The organism is Okeania sp. (genome assembly GCF_983059655.1).
In genome coordinates this window covers 43551-61697 of sequence record NZ_CEZPJD010000001.1, presented here as the reverse complement: position 1 = coordinate 61697, position 18147 = coordinate 43551, and the positions used below count along the sequence as shown (strand labels likewise).

At 36.3% G+C, this 18147-nt stretch carries 14 protein-coding genes and 1 pseudogene; 8 read left to right on the top strand and 7 right to left on the bottom strand.

From position 1 onward, the window contains the following. Nucleotides 1-326: 326 nt before the first annotated feature. Nucleotides 327-548, top strand: coding sequence for a hypothetical protein (locus AC3DU7_RS00255; protein WP_488037366.1), 222 nt, complete (start codon nucleotides 327-329; stop codon nucleotides 546-548). Continuing rightward, nucleotides 526-1044, top strand: a complete 519-nt coding sequence (locus AC3DU7_RS00250) for a DUF4277 domain-containing protein (RefSeq protein WP_488037365.1) — start codon at nucleotides 526-528, stop codon at nucleotides 1042-1044. The genes AC3DU7_RS00255 and AC3DU7_RS00250 overlap by 23 nt, the downstream gene beginning before the upstream one ends. A 46-nt stretch (nucleotides 1045-1090) precedes the next feature. On the opposite strand, the gene AC3DU7_RS00245 is transcribed toward AC3DU7_RS00250, so the two are convergent. Both AC3DU7_RS00245 and AC3DU7_RS00240 read right to left on the bottom strand, forming a co-directional pair. Continuing rightward, complete coding sequence (locus tag AC3DU7_RS00245; RefSeq protein ID WP_488037364.1) at nucleotides 1091-2173, bottom strand: TRAP transporter substrate-binding protein; 1083 nt, start codon at nucleotides 2171-2173, stop codon at nucleotides 1091-1093. A gap of 105 nt (nucleotides 2174-2278) precedes the next feature. Beyond that, nucleotides 2279-3379 carry a TRAP transporter substrate-binding protein gene (locus AC3DU7_RS00240; protein WP_488037363.1) on the bottom strand — a complete coding sequence of 367 codons (1101 nt, stop codon included), beginning with the start codon at nucleotides 3377-3379 and terminating at the stop codon, nucleotides 2279-2281. Nucleotides 3380-3842: 463 nt separating this feature from the next. On the opposite strand from AC3DU7_RS00240, the gene AC3DU7_RS00235 reads away from it, so the two are divergent. Next, nucleotides 3843-4814 (top strand): protochlorophyllide reductase, encoded by a 972-nt coding sequence (locus AC3DU7_RS00235; RefSeq protein ID WP_488037362.1) that lies wholly within the window; start codon nucleotides 3843-3845, stop codon nucleotides 4812-4814. A 250-nt stretch (nucleotides 4815-5064) separates the two neighbouring features. Here the strand turns inward: AC3DU7_RS00235 and AC3DU7_RS00230 are convergent, their stop codons facing one another. The 3 genes from AC3DU7_RS00230 to AC3DU7_RS00220 all read right to left on the bottom strand — a co-directional run bounded on the left by AC3DU7_RS00230 (nucleotide 5065) and on the right by AC3DU7_RS00220 (nucleotide 6124). Further along, on the bottom strand, nucleotides 5065-5442 hold the full coding sequence (locus AC3DU7_RS00230) for a PIN domain-containing protein (RefSeq protein ID WP_488037361.1): 378 nt from the start codon (nucleotides 5440-5442) through the stop codon (nucleotides 5065-5067). Then, entirely contained in the window at nucleotides 5439-5660 is a 222-nt protein-coding gene (locus AC3DU7_RS00225; protein ID WP_488037360.1) for a hypothetical protein, read from the bottom strand. The genes AC3DU7_RS00230 and AC3DU7_RS00225 overlap by 4 nt, the downstream gene beginning before the upstream one ends. 290 nt (nucleotides 5661-5950) lie before the next feature. Further along, on the bottom strand, nucleotides 5951-6124 hold the full coding sequence (locus AC3DU7_RS00220; RefSeq protein ID WP_488037359.1) for a hypothetical protein: 174 nt from the start codon (nucleotides 6122-6124) through the stop codon (nucleotides 5951-5953). Nucleotides 6125-6519: 395 nt separating this feature from the next. On the opposite strand from AC3DU7_RS00220, the gene AC3DU7_RS00215 reads away from it, so the two are divergent. Then, complete coding sequence (locus tag AC3DU7_RS00215) at nucleotides 6520-6927, top strand: hypothetical protein (protein WP_488037358.1); 408 nt, start codon at nucleotides 6520-6522, stop codon at nucleotides 6925-6927. 439 nt (nucleotides 6928-7366) lie between these two features. Here AC3DU7_RS00215 and AC3DU7_RS00210 read toward each other — a convergent pair whose 3' ends face one another. Continuing rightward, a complete protein-coding gene (locus AC3DU7_RS00210; protein ID WP_488037357.1) occupies nucleotides 7367-7699 on the bottom strand; it encodes a hypothetical protein in 333 nt (110 codons plus the stop codon). 78 nt (nucleotides 7700-7777) lie between these two features. After that, on the bottom strand, nucleotides 7778-8491 hold the full coding sequence (locus AC3DU7_RS00205) for a DUF3747 domain-containing protein (protein ID WP_488037356.1): 714 nt from the start codon (nucleotides 8489-8491) through the stop codon (nucleotides 7778-7780). A gap of 458 nt (nucleotides 8492-8949) precedes the next feature. Between AC3DU7_RS00205 and AC3DU7_RS00200 the strand changes: the two genes are divergently transcribed. The 4 genes and pseudogenes from AC3DU7_RS00200 (at nucleotide 8950) to AC3DU7_RS00185 (ending at nucleotide 18141) form a co-directional block, all read left to right on the top strand. After that, entirely contained in the window at nucleotides 8950-10839 is a 1890-nt protein-coding gene (locus AC3DU7_RS00200) for an AAA-like domain-containing protein (protein ID WP_488037355.1), read from the top strand. Nucleotides 10840-11614: 775 nt separating this feature from the next. Further along, nucleotides 11615-13561, top strand: a complete 1947-nt coding sequence (locus tag AC3DU7_RS00195; RefSeq protein WP_488037354.1) for a hybrid sensor histidine kinase/response regulator — start codon at nucleotides 11615-11617, stop codon at nucleotides 13559-13561. An 825-nt stretch (nucleotides 13562-14386) separates the two neighbouring features. Beyond that, nucleotides 14387-14543 (top strand): annotated as a pseudogene (locus tag AC3DU7_RS00190) (helix-turn-helix domain-containing protein); the annotation flags it as partial. Nucleotides 14544-15450: 907 nt separating this feature from the next. Beyond that, entirely contained in the window at nucleotides 15451-18141 is a 2691-nt protein-coding gene (locus tag AC3DU7_RS00185; RefSeq protein WP_488037353.1) for an ATP-binding protein, read from the top strand. The last annotated feature ends 6 nt before the right edge of the window (nucleotides 18142-18147 follow it).

The window sequence follows — 18147 nt, the reverse complement described above, 5'->3', positions numbered from 1 at the left end:
TTAAGTTATCAGTACCTCTGCAATAAGGAGGCTTAACATAAGGAACATTATCTTTTTTCTTGGTCGATTGGATATGGCGAGGAGACCCGCTCTTATCAGAGCCGCTCCGCTTTACATGTTGCGAAGCAAAACGCCATCCCACCCTATGGGAAGCTACTGGATCGTTTCATCTTAAAAATGTGCATTAGATCCACATTCTGCACGACAAAATGTAGTATGTAACAGTGAGAAAATTTGAGTAAGTATTTAAACTTAATCAAAAAAAATCTTGAACTGTCATTTGGTAATATTATTATCAACAAGAAAGTGAGAAAAAAGAGTAAAAAATGTCAGTAGAAGTAAGTAATTTAGACAATTTAGGATTAGTAGCAGGAATCATTGATGAAATAGACATCTCCAAAAATCAAAAAGACAATCAATTCTTATCCATAAATCATCAATTTCTGTTCCCTGTTCCCTGTTCCCTGTTCCCTATTCCCTTTTTTATGGAGATGTTTAATAGGGATAGAAAAGAAGATAAATCAGTTGATTGGAGAAGACAAGAGTGAAAAAGTAACAGCAGGTCAGGTAGTAAAAGGAATGCTCTTGAATAGGTTAGGATTAGTCTCCTCCCCATTGTATTTATTTAACAGATTTTTTCAAGGTATTACCATAGAAAATTTAATTGAACCAGGAGTGAAAGCAGAGTATTTTAATGATGATAAATTGGGTAGAGTATTAGAGCAACTGTATCAAAAAGGATTGAGTAAAATTTTTATGTCTGTGGTGTTGGAAGCAGTAAAAACTTATCAACTAGAAACAGAAACAGTTCATATAGATTCAAGTTCGTTTGAATATCATGGATATTCTTATGCCTGTATCACTCCCGGAGTTTTTTTGATGGAAATTTTTACCCAGATTCTACTTCAGACATTATATTTCGGCACACTCATGGTTGAATTTACACTCAGCCATAGCAAAAAAGTCCTTTTTGAACAGTATCAATATTTACTCAAGTTTTCTCATTGTTGCATACTACCATTTTGTCGTGCAAAATGTAGGTAGCAATATTCCCTTCTGCCTTCTGCCCTCTGCCTTCTGCCTTAGTTTATTATTTGCTATCAAGAAAAGAAAACTGAGAAAAACTTAACTCATTAACTTTATTCCAATTAAAAACTTGGTCTCTAAATTTTTTCCACTGCTGATAAACTTTCTTGAAGCTCCCATTTTGACTAGCACTTTCCTCATAGAATTCAAAAGCAGCCTTCTGAGCAGCTTGCATGATTTCTGGGCTAAAAGCTCTCAATTGGACACCTTTTTCTATCAATCTAGCTAAAGCCTCACGATTTAAGGCATCATATTGAGCTAACATATTCAAATTAGCCTCATAAGCAGCAGTCTGAAAAATTTCCTGATATTCTTTTGGTAACTGATTCCAAGCATCTAAATTAACCAATACATCTAAAGTAGGACCAGGTTCCCACCAACCAGGATAATAATAGTATTTTGCTGCTCTATATAAACCCAACTGTTCATCATCATAAGGTCCGCTAAATTCAGCCGCATCAATAGCTCCTCGCTCCAAAGCTAGATAAACTTCCCCACCCGCTAACACCTGTACATTTACTCCCAACTTGTTCATCACATCGCCCCCTAAACCAGGGATACGCATCTTTAAACCATTAAGATCGGCTACGGTATTAATCTCTTCTCTAAACCAACCACCCATTTGTGCCCCAGTATTACCAGCAGGAAAGTTGATGATATTAAACTGAGCATAAACATTTTGGATAGCTTCTAGACCCCCACCATGATATAGCCAAGCATTTTGTTGTTGGGCAGTAAAGCCAAAAGGAACAGAAGTAGCAAACACCAGAGCAGGATTTTTGCCTTTATAGTAATAACTGGAAGTATGACCACACTCTACAGTTCCCTGTTGCACGGTATCCAAAACTTCCAATCCTCCCACTATTTCACCCGCTTGATAAGGAGTAATAGTAAATTTGCCATTGCTCAAAGCTTCTACGCGATCGCACACTTTTTGTGCCCCACCAAACAAAGTATCTAGAGATTTCGGCCAACTTGTCGTCATTTTCCATCTAATTTGTTCGGATGTGTTTTGACTTAAAGCAGGCAAAGCTACTGCACTGGAGCTAGCAAGAGCCACATAACTAATTAGGTTTCGACGTTTCATGATTTATTTACGATTTATCTTTTTATTTTGGTTTAATACCCGACCGTCTACATGGTGTTGACAATTCGTTGGGGTTTGAGCTCCCTACCCATTTCTTCTTTCTTCTTAATTATTGAAAGTAAACTCAGCAAAACTCAATTCATTAATAGTATTCCATTGATAAATTTGTTCTCTGAACTTTTTCCACTGCTCATAGACTTCCTTAAAAGTTTCATTCTGACTTGCCTTCTCTTCATAAAACTCAAAAGCTGCTGTTCGTGCTGCTTGTAAAATTTCTTGACTGTAAGGACGTAATTCAGTACCACCTGCTATCAATTCTGCCAATGCTACTCCGTTTAAAGCATCATATTGGGCGAGCATATTGATATTTGCTTGATATGCAGCTGTCTTAAAAGCTTCCTGATATTCTTTTGGTAACTTATTCCATTCATTCAGATTAACTTGTACATCAAAAGTCGGACCAGGTTCCCACCAACCAGGATAATAATAGTATTTCGCAGCATTATTTAAACCTAATTTCTGGTCATCATAAGGACCTACCCACTCAGCAGCATCAATAGCACCCCGCTCTAAAGCCAGATAAATTTCACCACCAGGAAGAACTTGAGTATTTACTCCTAATTTTTTCATGACCTCACCACCGAAACCAGGAATACGCATAGTTAAACCTTTGAGGTCGTTAGTAGTGTTAATCTCTCGCTTAAACCAACCTCCCATCTGTACTCCACTATTACCAGCAGGGAAACTAATAATGTTAAAGTCAGAATAAAGTTTGTGCATTATTTCTAGCCCTCCACCATGGTAATACCAGGCATTTTGTTGTTGGGCAGTTAAACCAAATGGAACAGTTGTGCCAAATGCAAGGGCTGGATTTTTGCCAACATAATAGTAGCTAGCAGTATGGCCACATTGTACTGTACCTAGTTGGACAGCGTCTAGAACTTCCAACCCTCCCACTATCTCGCCTGCGGAATAGGGTGTAATTTCAAATTTGCCATTGGTCATTGCTGCGACGCGATCGCAGACTGTTTGTGCCCCACCAAAAATTGTATCTAGGGAGCGAGGCCAACTCGTGGTCATTCTCCATTTTATAGAGGGTAAGCTATCGTCGGTAGAGGTAGTTTCAGTAGTGGTTTGACTACAAGCTGCCAAAGTTGCAACGCTTGTAGCAGTTGCAATATGGTTGATAAGTTTTCTTCGTTTCATTAGATTTATATCAGTTGTAATTTCAAAGTTAGTCTTTCAAATTTTTCTGTATTTTTAAGCACATTTTATTGAAAATAGCACGTTTATATTACCACAGCCTTTCACAAACATCTAAACCTATTAGAGATCGGGACTTACGCAGAGACTCTACTTATGGCTAGGGCAAATACCATTCGCCCCTACAAATGGTGGTTGAAAAGTCAATTTTCGTAAGTCCTAGAGATATTTAGAGCTTCAATATTTTTTAGTTGTAAATACTATATGTAGTGTATCAGAATAGTTTGAACCAGGCTTATGTAGTGTTTTATGTAATATTATGTTTGGGTCCTCAATTAGATTCAATAGACTTCTCCGGAAAAAAGGGAATAGGGAGTAGGTGAAAAGAATTGATAATTTCTGTAGACCATGGTTTCTGGTAAAATCATGAGATTAGTCAATCGCATTTTACAAAATCTCATTGAGAATGGAACAAAATCACAAATCAACAGTAGTAATTACGGGCGCATCGTCAGGGGTGGGTTTATACGCAGCGAAAGCTCTGGCTAAAACAGGTGAATGGTATGTAGTGATGGCTTGTCGAGACCTCTCAAAGGCGGAAAAAGCTGCTCAAGAAGTGGGTATGGCAAAAGATAGCTATACTGTGATGCACTTAGACTTGGCAAGTTTAGATGGTGTAAAACGATTTGTCAATACTTTTAGAGAAAGTGGTAGGTCTCTGGAAGCTTTGGTATGTAACGCTGCGGTATATTTGCCTCTATTAAAAGAACCGATGCGTAGTGCAGATGGCTTTGAATTGAGCGTGGCGACAAATCATCTGGGACATTTTCTCCTATGTAACATTATGTTAGAGGATTTTAAACAGTCTCCTGCTGCAGATAAAAGGTTGGTGATTTTGGGAACTGTTACAGCTAACCCGAAAGAGTTGGGAGGAAAGATTCCAATTCCAGCACCTCCAGATTTGGGAAATCTTCAGGGTTTTGAAGCAGGTTTCAAAGATCCTATTTCTATGATTAATGGTAAGAAGTTTAAATCTGGTAAGGCTTATAAGGATAGCAAACTCTGTAATGTATTGACAATGCGGGAGTTACATCGGCGTTATCACGAGTCAACGAGAATTGTTTTTAGTTCTCTGTATCCTGGATGTGTGGCAGATACACCTTTATTCCGAAATCATTATCCTTTGTTCCAGAAAATTTTCCCGCTATTCCAGAAGAATATTACTGGGGGATATGTTTCTCAAGATTTAGCAGGAGAAAGGGTTGCTGCTTTAGTGAAAGATCCTGAGTATAAGGAGTCTGGAATGTATTGGAGTTGGGGAAATCGACAGAAGAAAGATCGTCAGTCTTTTGTGCAAGAAGTTTCTGATGAAGCGAGTGATGATGATAAAGCGATTAAGCTTTGGGAATTAAGTTCAAAGTTGGTAGGGTTGAGTTAGTTTTTGAATTGAGACAGTGAGAATTCCCGCGTTCTCTTGTTAAGAGGGTGTGGGAATTTTTGTTAATCATAGAATTAGCTAAATCTATAACTGATATCAAGTTCGGCTTTCAAATTCCCAATCATTTCAGGTAAACGAGAGAAAATAGAAGAGTTTTAGTTCAAAGGTGTTGTACTAAGTTAAACAATTTAACTGTGATCGCTACCTTTATGCAACAAATCAGTTTTCTAGTTTTAAATCTTCAAAATTTTCACTCGTCAGCTACATTGTTAGTTACTAAAATTAGATTGTTAGTAGCAGCAACAGAGGCAATTTGACCATCAATAAAACTAGCAGTTTTACCTATTTTAGATAATCTAGTTCTCTCTTTTGCATGGTATTGTGCCGATTTTAAATTATAATCAAATATAGGGATATTTAAAATTAGATCGTTAATATATTCTTCAAAAAAATCACGTCTCTTTGATTCTGGTAAACGCCAGCAACCATATAACAATTCGTGAATAACTACAGTAGCTGTACAAATTTGTAATTTATTTATCCTCAATTTATTCACTACTTGGGTATCAGGAGAAGGACGCATAGATTCGGAAATTATATTAGTATCTAGCAAATATTTTAAACTCATAAATCCACCTCTCTCCCTGGTGACTTATCTCGTAAGTTATCAAAAGTATGATCGTCAAAAGTAATTCCTTCTTGTTCTATTTTTGCCCTAAATTTTTGATAGGCTGACCAAAAATCATTAACCTCTTTAATTTCTATTAGAATTTCTTGGTTATCCGGTAAATTTACTTCCTCTAATAACTCAATAATTTTTCCTTTTTTAATTCCTTTTACTAACATAAAATTAGCTCCTTAAATATATGTTTATTTCTAAAATAACTGATTTACCAAGAGGGTATTATCATAGAATTTCACGGAAGTGAAAAGTCAAAAGTAAGGTTTTATAGGCTTAAAACTTGTAAGCATTTAGCTATTAGCTGTGAGATCTCAGCTCTAAATTGTCTAATAATGATAAAGCAAGCTCAGTATGAATTGCTGGAATAACCCATTTAATTGCTACATTTGCATCTACAAAAAACTTACTCACTTAGACGATCCTCTCGTAATAATTCAGCACTATTAGTAAAAATCTAACCTTTGTATTGTTGTAATAAATGTTCAAATTTTATTTTTGAATCTTGATGGTTTTGTTTGATAATGGGTTGATACACAACCATAGCTTCAATTTCTTGATTAGTAATTGGTAAACGAAGAGATAATATTCCATCTTCGCCAATATGTGTTTTTATCTTGATACTTTTCATGATTTCTCAATTCTCTTTCAAATATGACTAAATTTTATTTTAAGCGAATCAATATCTATAAGTATAGAGGAAATAGAAGAGTTTTTAGTTCAAAGGTACTTTACTAAGTTCAAAAATGACAACATAAATCAAAAAGTAAACCAACTATTCCTGACTAAACTCTAGTTAATATACACCTTTTTTTTACCTGGATTTGGTATCACAATAGTTTTGAGGTAGTTGTCACCCTCTTTACTTCTTATTGGTTCAATTCTAAAAAAATCTTATATATATTTCAAAATATATCATTATACATTTATAAATTAAAAATAAAGAAAGCTAACTGCGCCAACAGTTAACTTTCTGTCAAAAAAATATGTTGTTTCACTCTCCAGCCTAAGCTGAAGCTTTTTACCATGTACATTAACCGTAGCAGAAACCAAACAAAATCACAACCTTGGCCATCTGATAAAATTAAAGCTGTCACTGATTTACTAACCACAGCTACTCAAGCAGCAGGTGGTTCAATTGGTAAAAAGACTGTAATTGCTATCATGGAATGGCCAGTCGAACAAATTAAGTCTGTTAATGAGTTACTAAGTACAGCAACTCAAGCCGCAGGTCATCCACTGGGAAAAAATGATGTAGTTCATATCATAAAATCTTTTGGGATATCTAATACGTCTACTCCTAGACTAATTTCTTTGTTCAAAAGTTTTTCAAACAAGAACGTACAACTTGCCATCGCTATATCGCTATACATAATACGTATAGCAAAAGCACTATCAAAAATCTTTCCAGTTCATTTTATAAGGTTGTTTTGAATGGGAATGATAATGCAAGCCTAAATTAAGTGTCTAATAAATAAAAGTGGGGTGGGTAACATCATCCCACTAAAACTAAAACCTAACTACGCACCAAAAACTTCTTTGGCAGTATACACAATTTAACTGCGATCGCCACCTTCATGCAACAAACCAGTTTTCTAGTTTTAAATATTCAAATTTAATCAATTTCTATGATGATGAAAGTCTTGATGCTTATTTTGGGATGTTAATAATGATTAATATCATCAGGAGGAAAAGCAAATACAATTCCTATTCCCCAAGCAATACTTGGTACTAAAGCAAAAATTATTATTTCTAAACCTGTCATAATTAATTTCCTAATTTATTGTAATGTTGTGTGTATAGCAGTTGAAGAAAAGGTTGGGACATTTCAAAAGTTTAAAGCTCAGACAAAGTAAGACTTTTCCTTATTCAACTAATTATTTATTTGTAAATTTCTCTGGTTTTCTATTCGATCGATTTTTGCTGTTAATCTAGTTAAGTTACTGTCAATAATTCGTTGATTGGTAATATGATCGTAAGCTTCCCATTCTTGAGTAACTTCTGTATCTTGCCAAATAAACCAGTTCCGATAAATTTCTCCACTATCAATATCGTTACATAGAGGCAACCAATCATCTCCTGTAAAATACTCTGTTTCTTGAATGACTAAATCTAGACCAATTAAAGTTAATAATGTTTCTAAATTATTCAATTCTGTCTGAGGTGCTTTATTGGTTTTTCTATGGTTCATTAATCTAATTTTCATGGTTTTTATTGATTTTGTAAAAGAAATTTTTAACGTATTAACTATTTGAAAAATTAGAAAGTAGGGCGTACAAATTTTTCAAGGAATATTAAAAAATACTTCTGTAATTTCTGACTCTTCAGTTTCTGAACCTTCTGCTATTGCTAAATTAGTATTATCATCAAACTCTAAACTATCTGGAATTTGAGCCTCAATCTCAGATATTCTTTGTTCAACCTCAGCTTGTTTAGCAGCAAAACTATCATGACTAAAATAAAAATGACCAAGGACTTTTCCTTGATAACTACGTTTGGTAAATTGCCAACCAGGTTCTAGAAAAATTTTCATCATTCCATTACTAAGTCCGCGACTTCTACCAATCAATTTTTTATCTCCTGTCAAGGAAATGCCAAATAATTTAATTTCACCACCAACATTTTGCAAAATTACTCTATGACTAAGTGATAAATCATTACCATCTACTCGAATTGAATAACCATTACTATCAGTAGCTCTTCCACAAATGCCAGAAAAATTAAAGTCTAACAGCAAAGGCTCAACTAAAATTGGATATAATCCTGCTTCACTTTCACTCCAGCAAGGTCTTTGATTAGAACGCTGTTCTAAAATAATTAGTTTATAACCAGAATATCCGTTTAGATCGCTCAGAGGCATTGCCATGGCAATAACTTGATTTTGATCAATTTCTACTTCATCAAAAGTAAAATTTGCTTGGGCAGGGGTAACAGCATTAATAGTAAAAAATATTGTGCTAAAAACAGTTAAAATTGAACGATGAAAAATATTTTTCATTGGCTTACTCCCTGTTTTGTGTTCATATAAATACTTTAAAAAATTCAGATTTTTTTGGTAGAGAACATTAGGAGTTTAATTAAGCAAGCATTGAAAAAAATCTAGAAACGTGTCAATTATGTTAGGTAGTATGACTTCCAGAGAACAGTAGTTAAAATGTTGTTAATTAGTTAACTTCCTTAAATTAGAAAAAGTTAGCTATCTTCGTTAAAGTAGCACTCAGCACTCAGCTATCAGCAATCAGCTTCTCAAGGTGTATAATGGGGGTTTGAATCCCCTATTAACACGCACCACGAGCTTTTTCAAATATAGTGTGGGACTAAATCCTTGAATTTTTAGCTGACAGCTATTTGCGTTTGCGTAGCATTCCGTAGAAAAGTATTTCGGAACAGAAAAGCTGATAGTTAGTTAAAATCATTTACAATAAATAACAATAAAATTATAAACAGGAAGAAACAGTGGAAAAAAAATCAAAGCGCGATCGCGGACGAATTCTCACAACTTCTGGACTGAAAAAATTGAATGAAGCTATTGAAGAATGGAAACAACAATATAACCTCAGAGCTACTCTTGCAGAAATTGAAGCTGAGTCTGGGGTGGGTTCCGATACCATCAGTAAAATTAGACAAGGGAGAGTGGGTGCAGACCTGAGTAAAATTCAACAGCTCTTTGCCTCCTTTGGCCTGACATTGGATGAAGCAGACCATCGTTCGGGAAAACAGGGTCAAACTTCAAATGAAACAGAACCTCTAGGAGAACTTTTGCCACTGCTAAATAACGAAGAAATAGTTAGTCACAATAGTTCCCAAGTTTTCATCAGTTATCGCAGTCAAGACCCGGATCGAGAATTAGCACGACAGTTTGAAACAGCATTGAATGCTTCTGGTCATCAGGTATTTATGGCAGCAGATAGCATCCGTCTGGGAGAAAATTGGTTTCGGCGCATTAATGAAGAGTTGAAACGGTGTGATTATTTGCTGTTGTTTTTGCCTCCCCAGTCAGTGCAAAGTGAGTTACTGACCTATCAAGTACAACTGGCAAGAGAGTTACAATTTTCTCGACCTAACCGTAAACCTGTAATTTTGCCGATACGAGTAGGGTTTTCCCTGAGTACGCCCCTCAACCACGATCTACGGGGTTATCTCTATCGCATTCAACAACGGGAGTGGCGATCGCCTGAAGATAGTGTGGTTATTCTGAAAGAAGTTTTGACTCTTTTAGCTACTCCACCGGAGAATATTGCGTCGGAAGTAGAGGAGCAACAAGAGAATTTACCTGCTGAAGAAATTAGTAGCATTGCGTCAACAAATAGTGCTCCTTTACCATCTGCCGAACCTGAAATACCGGGGGGACAAATTGATGTGGCATCTACTTTTTATATCGAACGTCCGCCTATTGAAGAACGTTGTTATCAAGCTATTTTGCAACCAAGTGGGTTGATTAGAATTAAGGCTCCACGACAGATGGGTAAAACTTCTTTAATGGCAAGAATTTTACACCATGCTACACAGGAAGGATATCGAACTGTTCCTTTAAGTTTTCAGTTAGTAGATAAAGAGGTTTTTAGTAATCTTGATAAATTCTTAAAATGGTTTTGTGCTTATGTGGGGCGAGAGTTACGTTTACCTAATCAATTAGATGATTATTGGGATGATATTTTTGGTAGTAAAGTTAATTGTAAGGATTATTTTGAGAAGTATTTATTAGCTCAAATAGATAATCCTTTGGTGTTGGGTTTAGATGAAATTGATAGAGTTTTTCAATATCCTGATATTGCGGAAGATTTTTTGGGATTATTACGAGCTTGGCATGAGGAATCAAAGCGACGAGTTATTTGGAAAAAATTGCGATTATTGGTAGTACATTCTACGGAAGTTTATATTCCTATGAATATTAATCAATCTCCTTTTAATGTAGGATTGCCTATAGATTTACCAGAGTTTAATTCACAGCAAGTTCAGGATTTAGCATCTCGACATAATTTGAATTGGTCGGAGTCAGAGGTAGATAAATTAATGGCAATTGTTGGCGGGCATCCTTATTTAGTTAGGGTAGCTTTATATCATATTTCTAAACAAGATTTAACTCTGGAAGATTTGCTAGAAAATGTAACTGCTGAAACTGGAATTTATAGCGACCATTTACGACGACAGTTGTGGAATTTAGAAGAGTATCCAGAGTTAGCTGAAGCGATGAAAAATGCGATTTCTGAAAATTATAATGGGCAGTTAACAGGAATGTTAGGTTTTAAGTTAGATAGTTTAGGTTTGGTGAAATGGCAGAATAATAAATGTTATCCCAGGTGTGAGTTATATCGTCAGTATTTTCAAGCTCATTTAGATCTTTAAAATAGAGGTTGAATACTTATAAATAATGATGGAGGAGTCATTTTAGTTATCAGTTATCAGTACCTCTGCCTGTTTGCGCAGCATTCCGTAGGAAAGTCAGAAGCTTGAAATATTGACTGGTAGTAGTTGTAGCATTTTTTTGTCTCAAAAAGTTTCAGCTTTTCGGTGGCAAGAGCTGCATAGAGCTAGTATTTTGGGACGATTATAGCAGAAAAATCAAGGGACAATTTTTTTTACTACTTCCTAATTAAGCCCTAACTCCTGAATTCTGTTTGCGGAGCATGACCTAGAAAATTCTGACTCCTACCTCTACCAAAAGACTTTATTCAACAAACCCTAAGTATTCAACCGAACATGATATAAGCTAGATTTAACGAGCAATAGTCATCCTTTTCATTAATGGATAATGGATAATTACCTCTAGTTAAAACCGTTCTTGATTGAATGTCAGGAAATATCCTAGCACTTTTTTTCCCCTTGAAAGGGGAGGCTAATAAAACTGAATTATACCAAATTGATAAATGTTTTCTACAAATAGTTAGGGTATTTATTAGAATTCTGAATTCAGAATTCAGAATTTAGGAGTCAGAATGAACAGATTTAATACCATTTTTGATGTTGTAAATTATCTTTTTCGTCAAATATACTTTCTGATGAAGTCTTTTGATAGTGCTTATTATTCGTAACATTATTTTTTCAAAATGGTATTATTTAATTAATAACTATTAATTTTTCGGTAAGAAATGTTAACAATATAAATAAGTAGGAGGGATTAATGAACGCTTACGATCGCAATATTTGGGTCCTTGATGACGACCGACATACAATTCCACTTGCAAAATGGCAAAAGACTATTAATGTGATGGCTAACATTTTTCAAGCACCTGCAGGGTTTATCGTACAGCATACGAACCAAGGATATCAGGTTGTCACTGCCAGTCAGCAAGACTCCAATCCATACTCTCCTGGTGGAGTCATTCCCCTCAACTGTAATATCTTCTGCCGGAAAATCGTGCAAACTCGTGAACAGCTCTATGTAAAAAATGCCAAAGCCGACCCCTATTGGGATGATAATCCTGAAGTCGCGCAAGATGGTTTTATGTCCTACTATGGCTTACCGATAAACTGGCCTGACAATAATCCCTTTGGAACGATTTGTGTCATGGATTTCAAAGAGACAGATTACCAACAAGACTATTTGAACTTGATGGAAGAATTGCGAAATCTCATTGAATACGATCTCCAACTCTTTGAACAATATCAAACCACAGCCAAACTTGCAGCTAATCTGGAAAAAGTTAATCACGAATTGATGGAGGCCAAAAAACTAGCCGATCTGGCTAATCAAGCCAAAAGTTCATTTATTGCCAATATGAGTCACGAGTTAAGAAGTCCATTGAATGCCATTCTTGGGTTCACCCAAATTATGACCTGCTCCCAAAGCCTCTCCCCTGACCAACAAGAAAACGTCGGCATCATTTCTCGCAGTGGAGAACACCTTCTCACCCTTATTAACAACGTCCTCGACCTCTCTAAAATAGAGGCTGGTAAAACCACTCTCAACGAAAAGAACTTCGACTTGTACCGACTCCTTGACGACCTCCACGATATGTTCCAACTCAAAGCCGACAACAAGGGATTGCAATTGTTACTCGAACAAGAGGAAAGCATACCCCGCTACATTCGTACCGATGAAGTGAAACTGCGCCAAGTCTTGATCAATCTGTTGAACAATGCCATCAAATTTACCGAAACAGGAGGTGTTACCCTGCGAGCAATCTCTGTTGAGACCTCAAACAATTCCCAGCCCAAACGAATATCCTTTGCTGTAGAAGACACTGGAACCGGAATTGCTCCAGAAGAACTCGACAAGCTTTTTGAAGCCTTCGTCCAAACCGAAACTGGTAAACAGGCACAAGAAGGAACAGGATTGGGCTTGCCCATATCTCGTAAATTTGTGCAGTTAATGGGCGGGGATATCCAAGTCACCTCTCAAGTAGGAAAAGGGACAACGTTTAGTTTTGAGATTCAGGCTGAAGAGGTAGAAGCCACAGCCGTAGAAAGTCAAAAACCCAAACGGAGAGTTATTGCCCTCGCTCCCAACCAACCCCGCTATCGTATTCTCATTGTTGATGATAAAATCCTCAATCGCCAGTTGTTAGTGAAATTGCTTAATCCTCTGGGATTTGAACTCAAAGAAGCAAGTAATGGCAAAGAAGCTATCGAAATTTTCGAGTCATGGGAACCTCATTTGATTTGGATGGATATGCGGATGCCAGTCATGGATGGTTATGAAGCCACCCAGAGGATTAAAGTTAGCATCAAAGGACAAGCCACGGCAATAATAGCCTTGACAGCAAGTGTTCTAGAAGAAGAAAAAGCAGTAGTCTTATCGGCAGGGTGCAGTGCTTTTATGAGGAAGCCATTTCGAGAGGAAGATATATTTGAGGCGATGCACAAACATATTGGTGTCGAGTTTATCTATGAAGAAGTGCAAGAAAAAGAAATCAAATTAACAGGGGAGATATTAACGCGAGAAAATTTAGCGATATTACCCGAAGAATGGCAAAGAGAATTAGAGGATGCAATTGTGAATTCAGATCGTAAAACCATGAATAGTATACTGGAGAAAATTTCTCTGAAGTACGAGGAGTTAGCGGAGGCTTTAAAAAAATGTCTTTATAACTTCGAGTATGAAAAAATCTTGGCGTTGCTGAATTAGTGTATGATATTAATCTTACAGCAGTTTTGGAGTTGATGAGGTACAAAATTTTAGGACTTTAGGGAGTAGGGAGTAGGGAGTAGGGAGTAGGGAGTAGAAAAATGCTTTTGGGTTGCCCATACTAACTGTAGTCTATCCATGTGAAAAGCGCTATAAATAGAGTTTGCTGAATAAAGTATTTTTGCTCTTTGTAGGGAGTAGGCAATAGGAGGAAAATAATTGATGATTTCTGCATGAGAATTTATTTAATTTTTTATTATTGGAGATGTCTAATAGTAAGAGTGATTTTTTGGCTTTTGCTTCCCAAAAATCCTCACTTTTTTAACTATCACTTCTGAGTAAAACATGTAAGAGGAGGTAGAAAAAAATCTTAAAAGTCGAGGAATAAATTATCTTAACTTTATACTATTTACATCATATACCTACATTTACAGCGCTTTTCGCTCTTGATGAACCACATCTTCACACATCAAACCTTGTAGGGACGTTCCATGGAACGTCCTTACTGTGGTTTACCCAAATGAAAACCGCTGTAAAATACTAGGAATAAACTTTGGTGTAATACCAATTTGAAAAAAGAATGTTATGAATAATCAGTGCAATAAAAAGATTTTGCATGAAATGTCCCTTTGACAAAGCGGTGCGACCCCGCGACGATGCCAGCTCGCTTGCGGAACGCCGACCAAGGGAGGGAACGCGCACCAAGAGAAAAAGAGAATTTATGAATTGAAAACTGGTATTAAATCTATTCATTCTGGCTCCTGAATTCAGAATCCAGAATTCTAAGAAATACCCTAGCTATTTGTAGCAAATATTTATCAAATTGGTATAAGTGAATCTACAGCCAATAATATTTTTCATCATTGGATAGACATATTACAAGAACTATTGCCTGGTAGCTTGTGAGAAAAATTCCAGAAAAAAGAAGATGAATTTTATGGATACAAGAGTTTTTAATAGAACAATAATTAATTTTATATAGTATAGAACAGAGTATGTATTGATCAGATAATCATGATAAACAGAAAAAATATTACTCTGGAAAAAAGAAAAATAATACATTAAAAAAACAAATCATAACTACAGAAATAGTAGACGTAATAGTGGTAGGAATAAAACCAGAAAATGATGTAAATTTACTCATACAACAGCAAAAAAAATTGATAAAACACAAAGATTTCAGGGAGATAAAGGATATCAAGGTGCCGAGAGAACTACAATACCGAAAAAAAAGCCAAGAAAACAAGAAAAAATGGGATAAAGATGATAAATAATTAACAATAATTATCTCTAATCCTCTAAAGTACGTAAAAAATGACTATTGGGAATTACACAAAATAAAGGCAGAAAATAGACTCAAATATTTATGGGCAGAGGATTTCACGTTAAAAAGGCATAAATCCTGAATTATCAAGGGTTCTAGCAATTTTGAAGGGTTTGGCGTAATTCCCTTGCATAGACTGACTTTGAGGCATTTTTCCTACAAAAAAATGTCTAAGTACCACTATCTGGAGGATTTGGCGTTGGCGGAGCAAGTGCGGCAGCTATATCTCTCCCTAAAAGATAGTTACAGTCAGTGCTTGATAATTTTTGGAGATGTTGAATATTCCCTTCTACCCTCTGCCTTCCTACCTCTAAAGTGTAAGTATTTAAGCAGACATGATATTATACCATTTCCCAAAAATAATGCTATACTTCATGAAGACTTCAGTTATTAAATAATAATAATGGTTCAGCAATGTTTGTAACGATTCTCGGTATTAAACAAAGATATCTTATTTCTTTTAACCCTACTGTCTACTGCCTACTGTCTACTGCCTACTCTCAAAAAGATGTAGCAAGACTTTTGAGATTTGGTATTAGTTATAATTGAAAATAAAGATAAAAAAATGAAAAAACTCTTTTCCTCCATTTCTCTTCGCACAGTTTTTGTTATCCCATTTATTATTCAAATTGTTTCTGCGGTTGGAATTGTTAGTTATCTGTCATTTAAAAATAGTCAGAAAGCAATCCGGGAAATCACTCAAGAACTGCGGGAAGAAATTACGTCAAGAGCAACGCAGTATGTTGATGACTATCTCGAAATTCCTCACTCTATCAATACATTGAATGATTCGGCTTTCAATATCAATATTCTCAATGTCAATAATTCCGAAAAAATCAGAGATTACTTTTGGAAACAAGTTAAATTAACTCCAAAAATTAATACCATTCAAATTGGCATACATGAACAAGAAAAGTATACAGGAGTAGGACGAACGGATGGAAAATTAGTCTACAAGATATCCGATCCATTAACCACTCAACGAGAGTTTCAATCCTATGCCATGGATGATCGAGGTCGTCCCACGAAAAAAGTTAGTGGTCGTCCTAACTATCAAATGCGACTGCGACCATGGTATCAAGAATCATTTCAATCTCAAATTTCTATATGGAGTCTTTATATTTTCTTCTCTCACAAAGCCTTGGGGATGACACTTTCAAAACCTGTTTATAATGAATCTGGAAAATTATTGGGTGTAACGGGAATTGATATTACTCTTGAAGAAATAGGTGATTTTCTCAAAAATTTACGTGTTGGTCGAACGGGAAAAATTTTTATTATGGAACGTGATGGCAATATTGTTGCTTCCTCAACAGAAGAACAGCCATTTCTAAGTCAAGGAGAAGATTTAGTCCGTCTCAATGCAACCGATAGTCAAATTCCCACCATCCGATCGACAACAAATTATTTACAAAATCATTTTGGTGATTTAAACAAGATTGAAAAATCTCAACATCTCGAATTTTTTATCAATGATGAACGCTATTTTCTCCAAGTTACTCCTTTTGAAGATCCCAATGCTAAGGGTTTGGACTGGTTAATTGTCGTGATTATTCCAGAAGCAGATTTTATGGCACAAATTAATAAGAATACCCGAATAACAATCATTCTTTGTATTATTGCATTGGTTATTGCTGCCACAATAGGAATTTTAACAGCTCGTTGGGTGACTCGTCCTTTAATTGCGTTGAACCAGGCAGCTAAAGATATTGCTAAAGGCAAATGGGAGCGCACTGTTCATTTGGAACGTCACGATGAATTGGGAGAATTAGCCCAATCATTCAATTGTATGGGCGCTCAATTAAAAGAATCTTTTCAAACCCTTGAAAAAACCAATGCTGAACTTGTAATTGCCAAAGAAAAAGCCGAAGTTGCTAATCAAGCGAAAAGCAGATTTATTGCCAATATGAGTCACGAATTGAGAACTCCATTAAATGCCATCCTGGGTTTCACCCAAATTATGACTCGTTCCCAAACCCTCCCCCGCGACTACCAAGAAAACTTTGCTATCATCTCTCGCAGTGGAGAACACCTCCTCACTCTCATTAACAATGTTCTCGAATTCTCCAAAATTGAGGCTGGTAAAATAACCCTAAACGAAAAGAACTTCGACTTGCATCGCCTTCTCGATGATATTCATCATATGTTCCAACTCAAAGCTGACGGCAAAGGATTGCAATTGTTACTGGAAAGAGAGGAAAGCGTCCTTCGCTACATTCGCACCGATGAAGTGAAACTGCGCCAAGTCTTGATCAATCTGCTGAACAATGCCATCAAATTCACTGAAGCAGGAGGTGTCATTCTGCGAGCAACCCCGATCGAAACCCCAGGCAATTCCCAGTCCAAACGAATATCCTTTGCTGTAGAAGACACCGGAGCTGGAATTGCCTCAGAAGAACTTGAGAAACTCTTTGAAGCCTTTGTCCAAACCAAAACTGGCAAAGAGGCACAAGAAGGAACGGGGTTAGGTTTGCCCATCTCCCGTAAATTCGTGCAGTTAATGGGCGGCGATATCCAAATCACCTCTCAAGTTGGAAAAGGGACAACCTTCAGTTTTGACATTCAAGTCGAGGAAGTCGAAGCCAAAGTCGTAGAAAGTCAAAAACCTAAACGGAGAGTTATTGCCCTTGCCCCCAACCAACAACGCTATCGCATCCTGATTGTAGATGACAAAATCCTCGATCGCCAGTTTTTAGTAAAATTACTTAATCCCCTGGGATTTGAAATTAAAGAAGCCAGTAATAGCAAAGAAGCTATCGAAATTTTCGAGTCATGGCAACCTCATTTAATTTGGATGGATATGCGGATGCCTGTGATGGACGCTTATGAAGCCACCCAAAATATCAAAGCAACGGCCCAAGGACAAGCAACGGCAATCATTGTCTTGACTGCCAGTGTTCTAGAAGAAGAAAAAGCGGTAATCTTGTCCTCAGGGTGTGATGCTTTGATGAGGAAGCCATTTCGAGAGGAAGATATATTTGAGGCGATGCACAAACATATTGGTGTCGAGTTTATCTATGAAGAAGTGCAAGAAAAAGAAATCAAACTAACAGGGGAGATATTGACGCGAGAAAATTTAGCGACATTACCTGAAGAATGCCAAAGAGGATTAGAGGATGCAATTGTGAATTCAGATCGTAAAACCATGAATGGTATACTGGAGAAAATTTCTCTGGAGCACGAGGAGTTAGCGGAGGCTTTACAAACATCTCTTTATAACTTCGAGTATGAAAAAATCTTGGCGTTGCTGAATTAGAATTTA

Coding starts and splice junctions, on each gene's coding strand:
- AC3DU7_RS00235 (WP_488037362.1), top strand. CDS start 3,843: ATGGAACAAAATCACAAATCAACAGTAGTAATTACGGGCGCATCGTCA.
- AC3DU7_RS00205 (WP_488037356.1), bottom strand. CDS start 8,491: ATGAAAAATATTTTTCATCGTTCAATTTTAACTGTTTTTAGCACAATA.
- AC3DU7_RS00225 (WP_488037360.1), bottom strand. CDS start 5,660: ATGTTAGTAAAAGGAATTAAAAAAGGAAAAATTATTGAGTTATTAGAG.
- AC3DU7_RS00255 (WP_488037366.1), top strand. CDS start 327: ATGTCAGTAGAAGTAAGTAATTTAGACAATTTAGGATTAGTAGCAGGA.
- AC3DU7_RS00185 (WP_488037353.1), top strand. CDS start 15,451: ATGAAAAAACTCTTTTCCTCCATTTCTCTTCGCACAGTTTTTGTTATC.
- AC3DU7_RS00215 (WP_488037358.1), top strand. CDS start 6,520: ATGTACATTAACCGTAGCAGAAACCAAACAAAATCACAACCTTGGCCA.
- AC3DU7_RS00220 (WP_488037359.1), bottom strand. CDS start 6,124: ATGAAAAGTATCAAGATAAAAACACATATTGGCGAAGATGGAATATTA.
- AC3DU7_RS00230 (WP_488037361.1), bottom strand. CDS start 5,442: ATGAGTTTAAAATATTTGCTAGATACTAATATAATTTCCGAATCTATG.
- AC3DU7_RS00240 (WP_488037363.1), bottom strand. CDS start 3,379: ATGAAACGAAGAAAACTTATCAACCATATTGCAACTGCTACAAGCGTT.
- AC3DU7_RS00245 (WP_488037364.1), bottom strand. CDS start 2,173: ATGAAACGTCGAAACCTAATTAGTTATGTGGCTCTTGCTAGCTCCAGT.
- AC3DU7_RS00195 (WP_488037354.1), top strand. CDS start 11,615: ATGAACGCTTACGATCGCAATATTTGGGTCCTTGATGACGACCGACAT.
- AC3DU7_RS00210 (WP_488037357.1), bottom strand. CDS start 7,699: ATGAAAATTAGATTAATGAACCATAGAAAAACCAATAAAGCACCTCAG.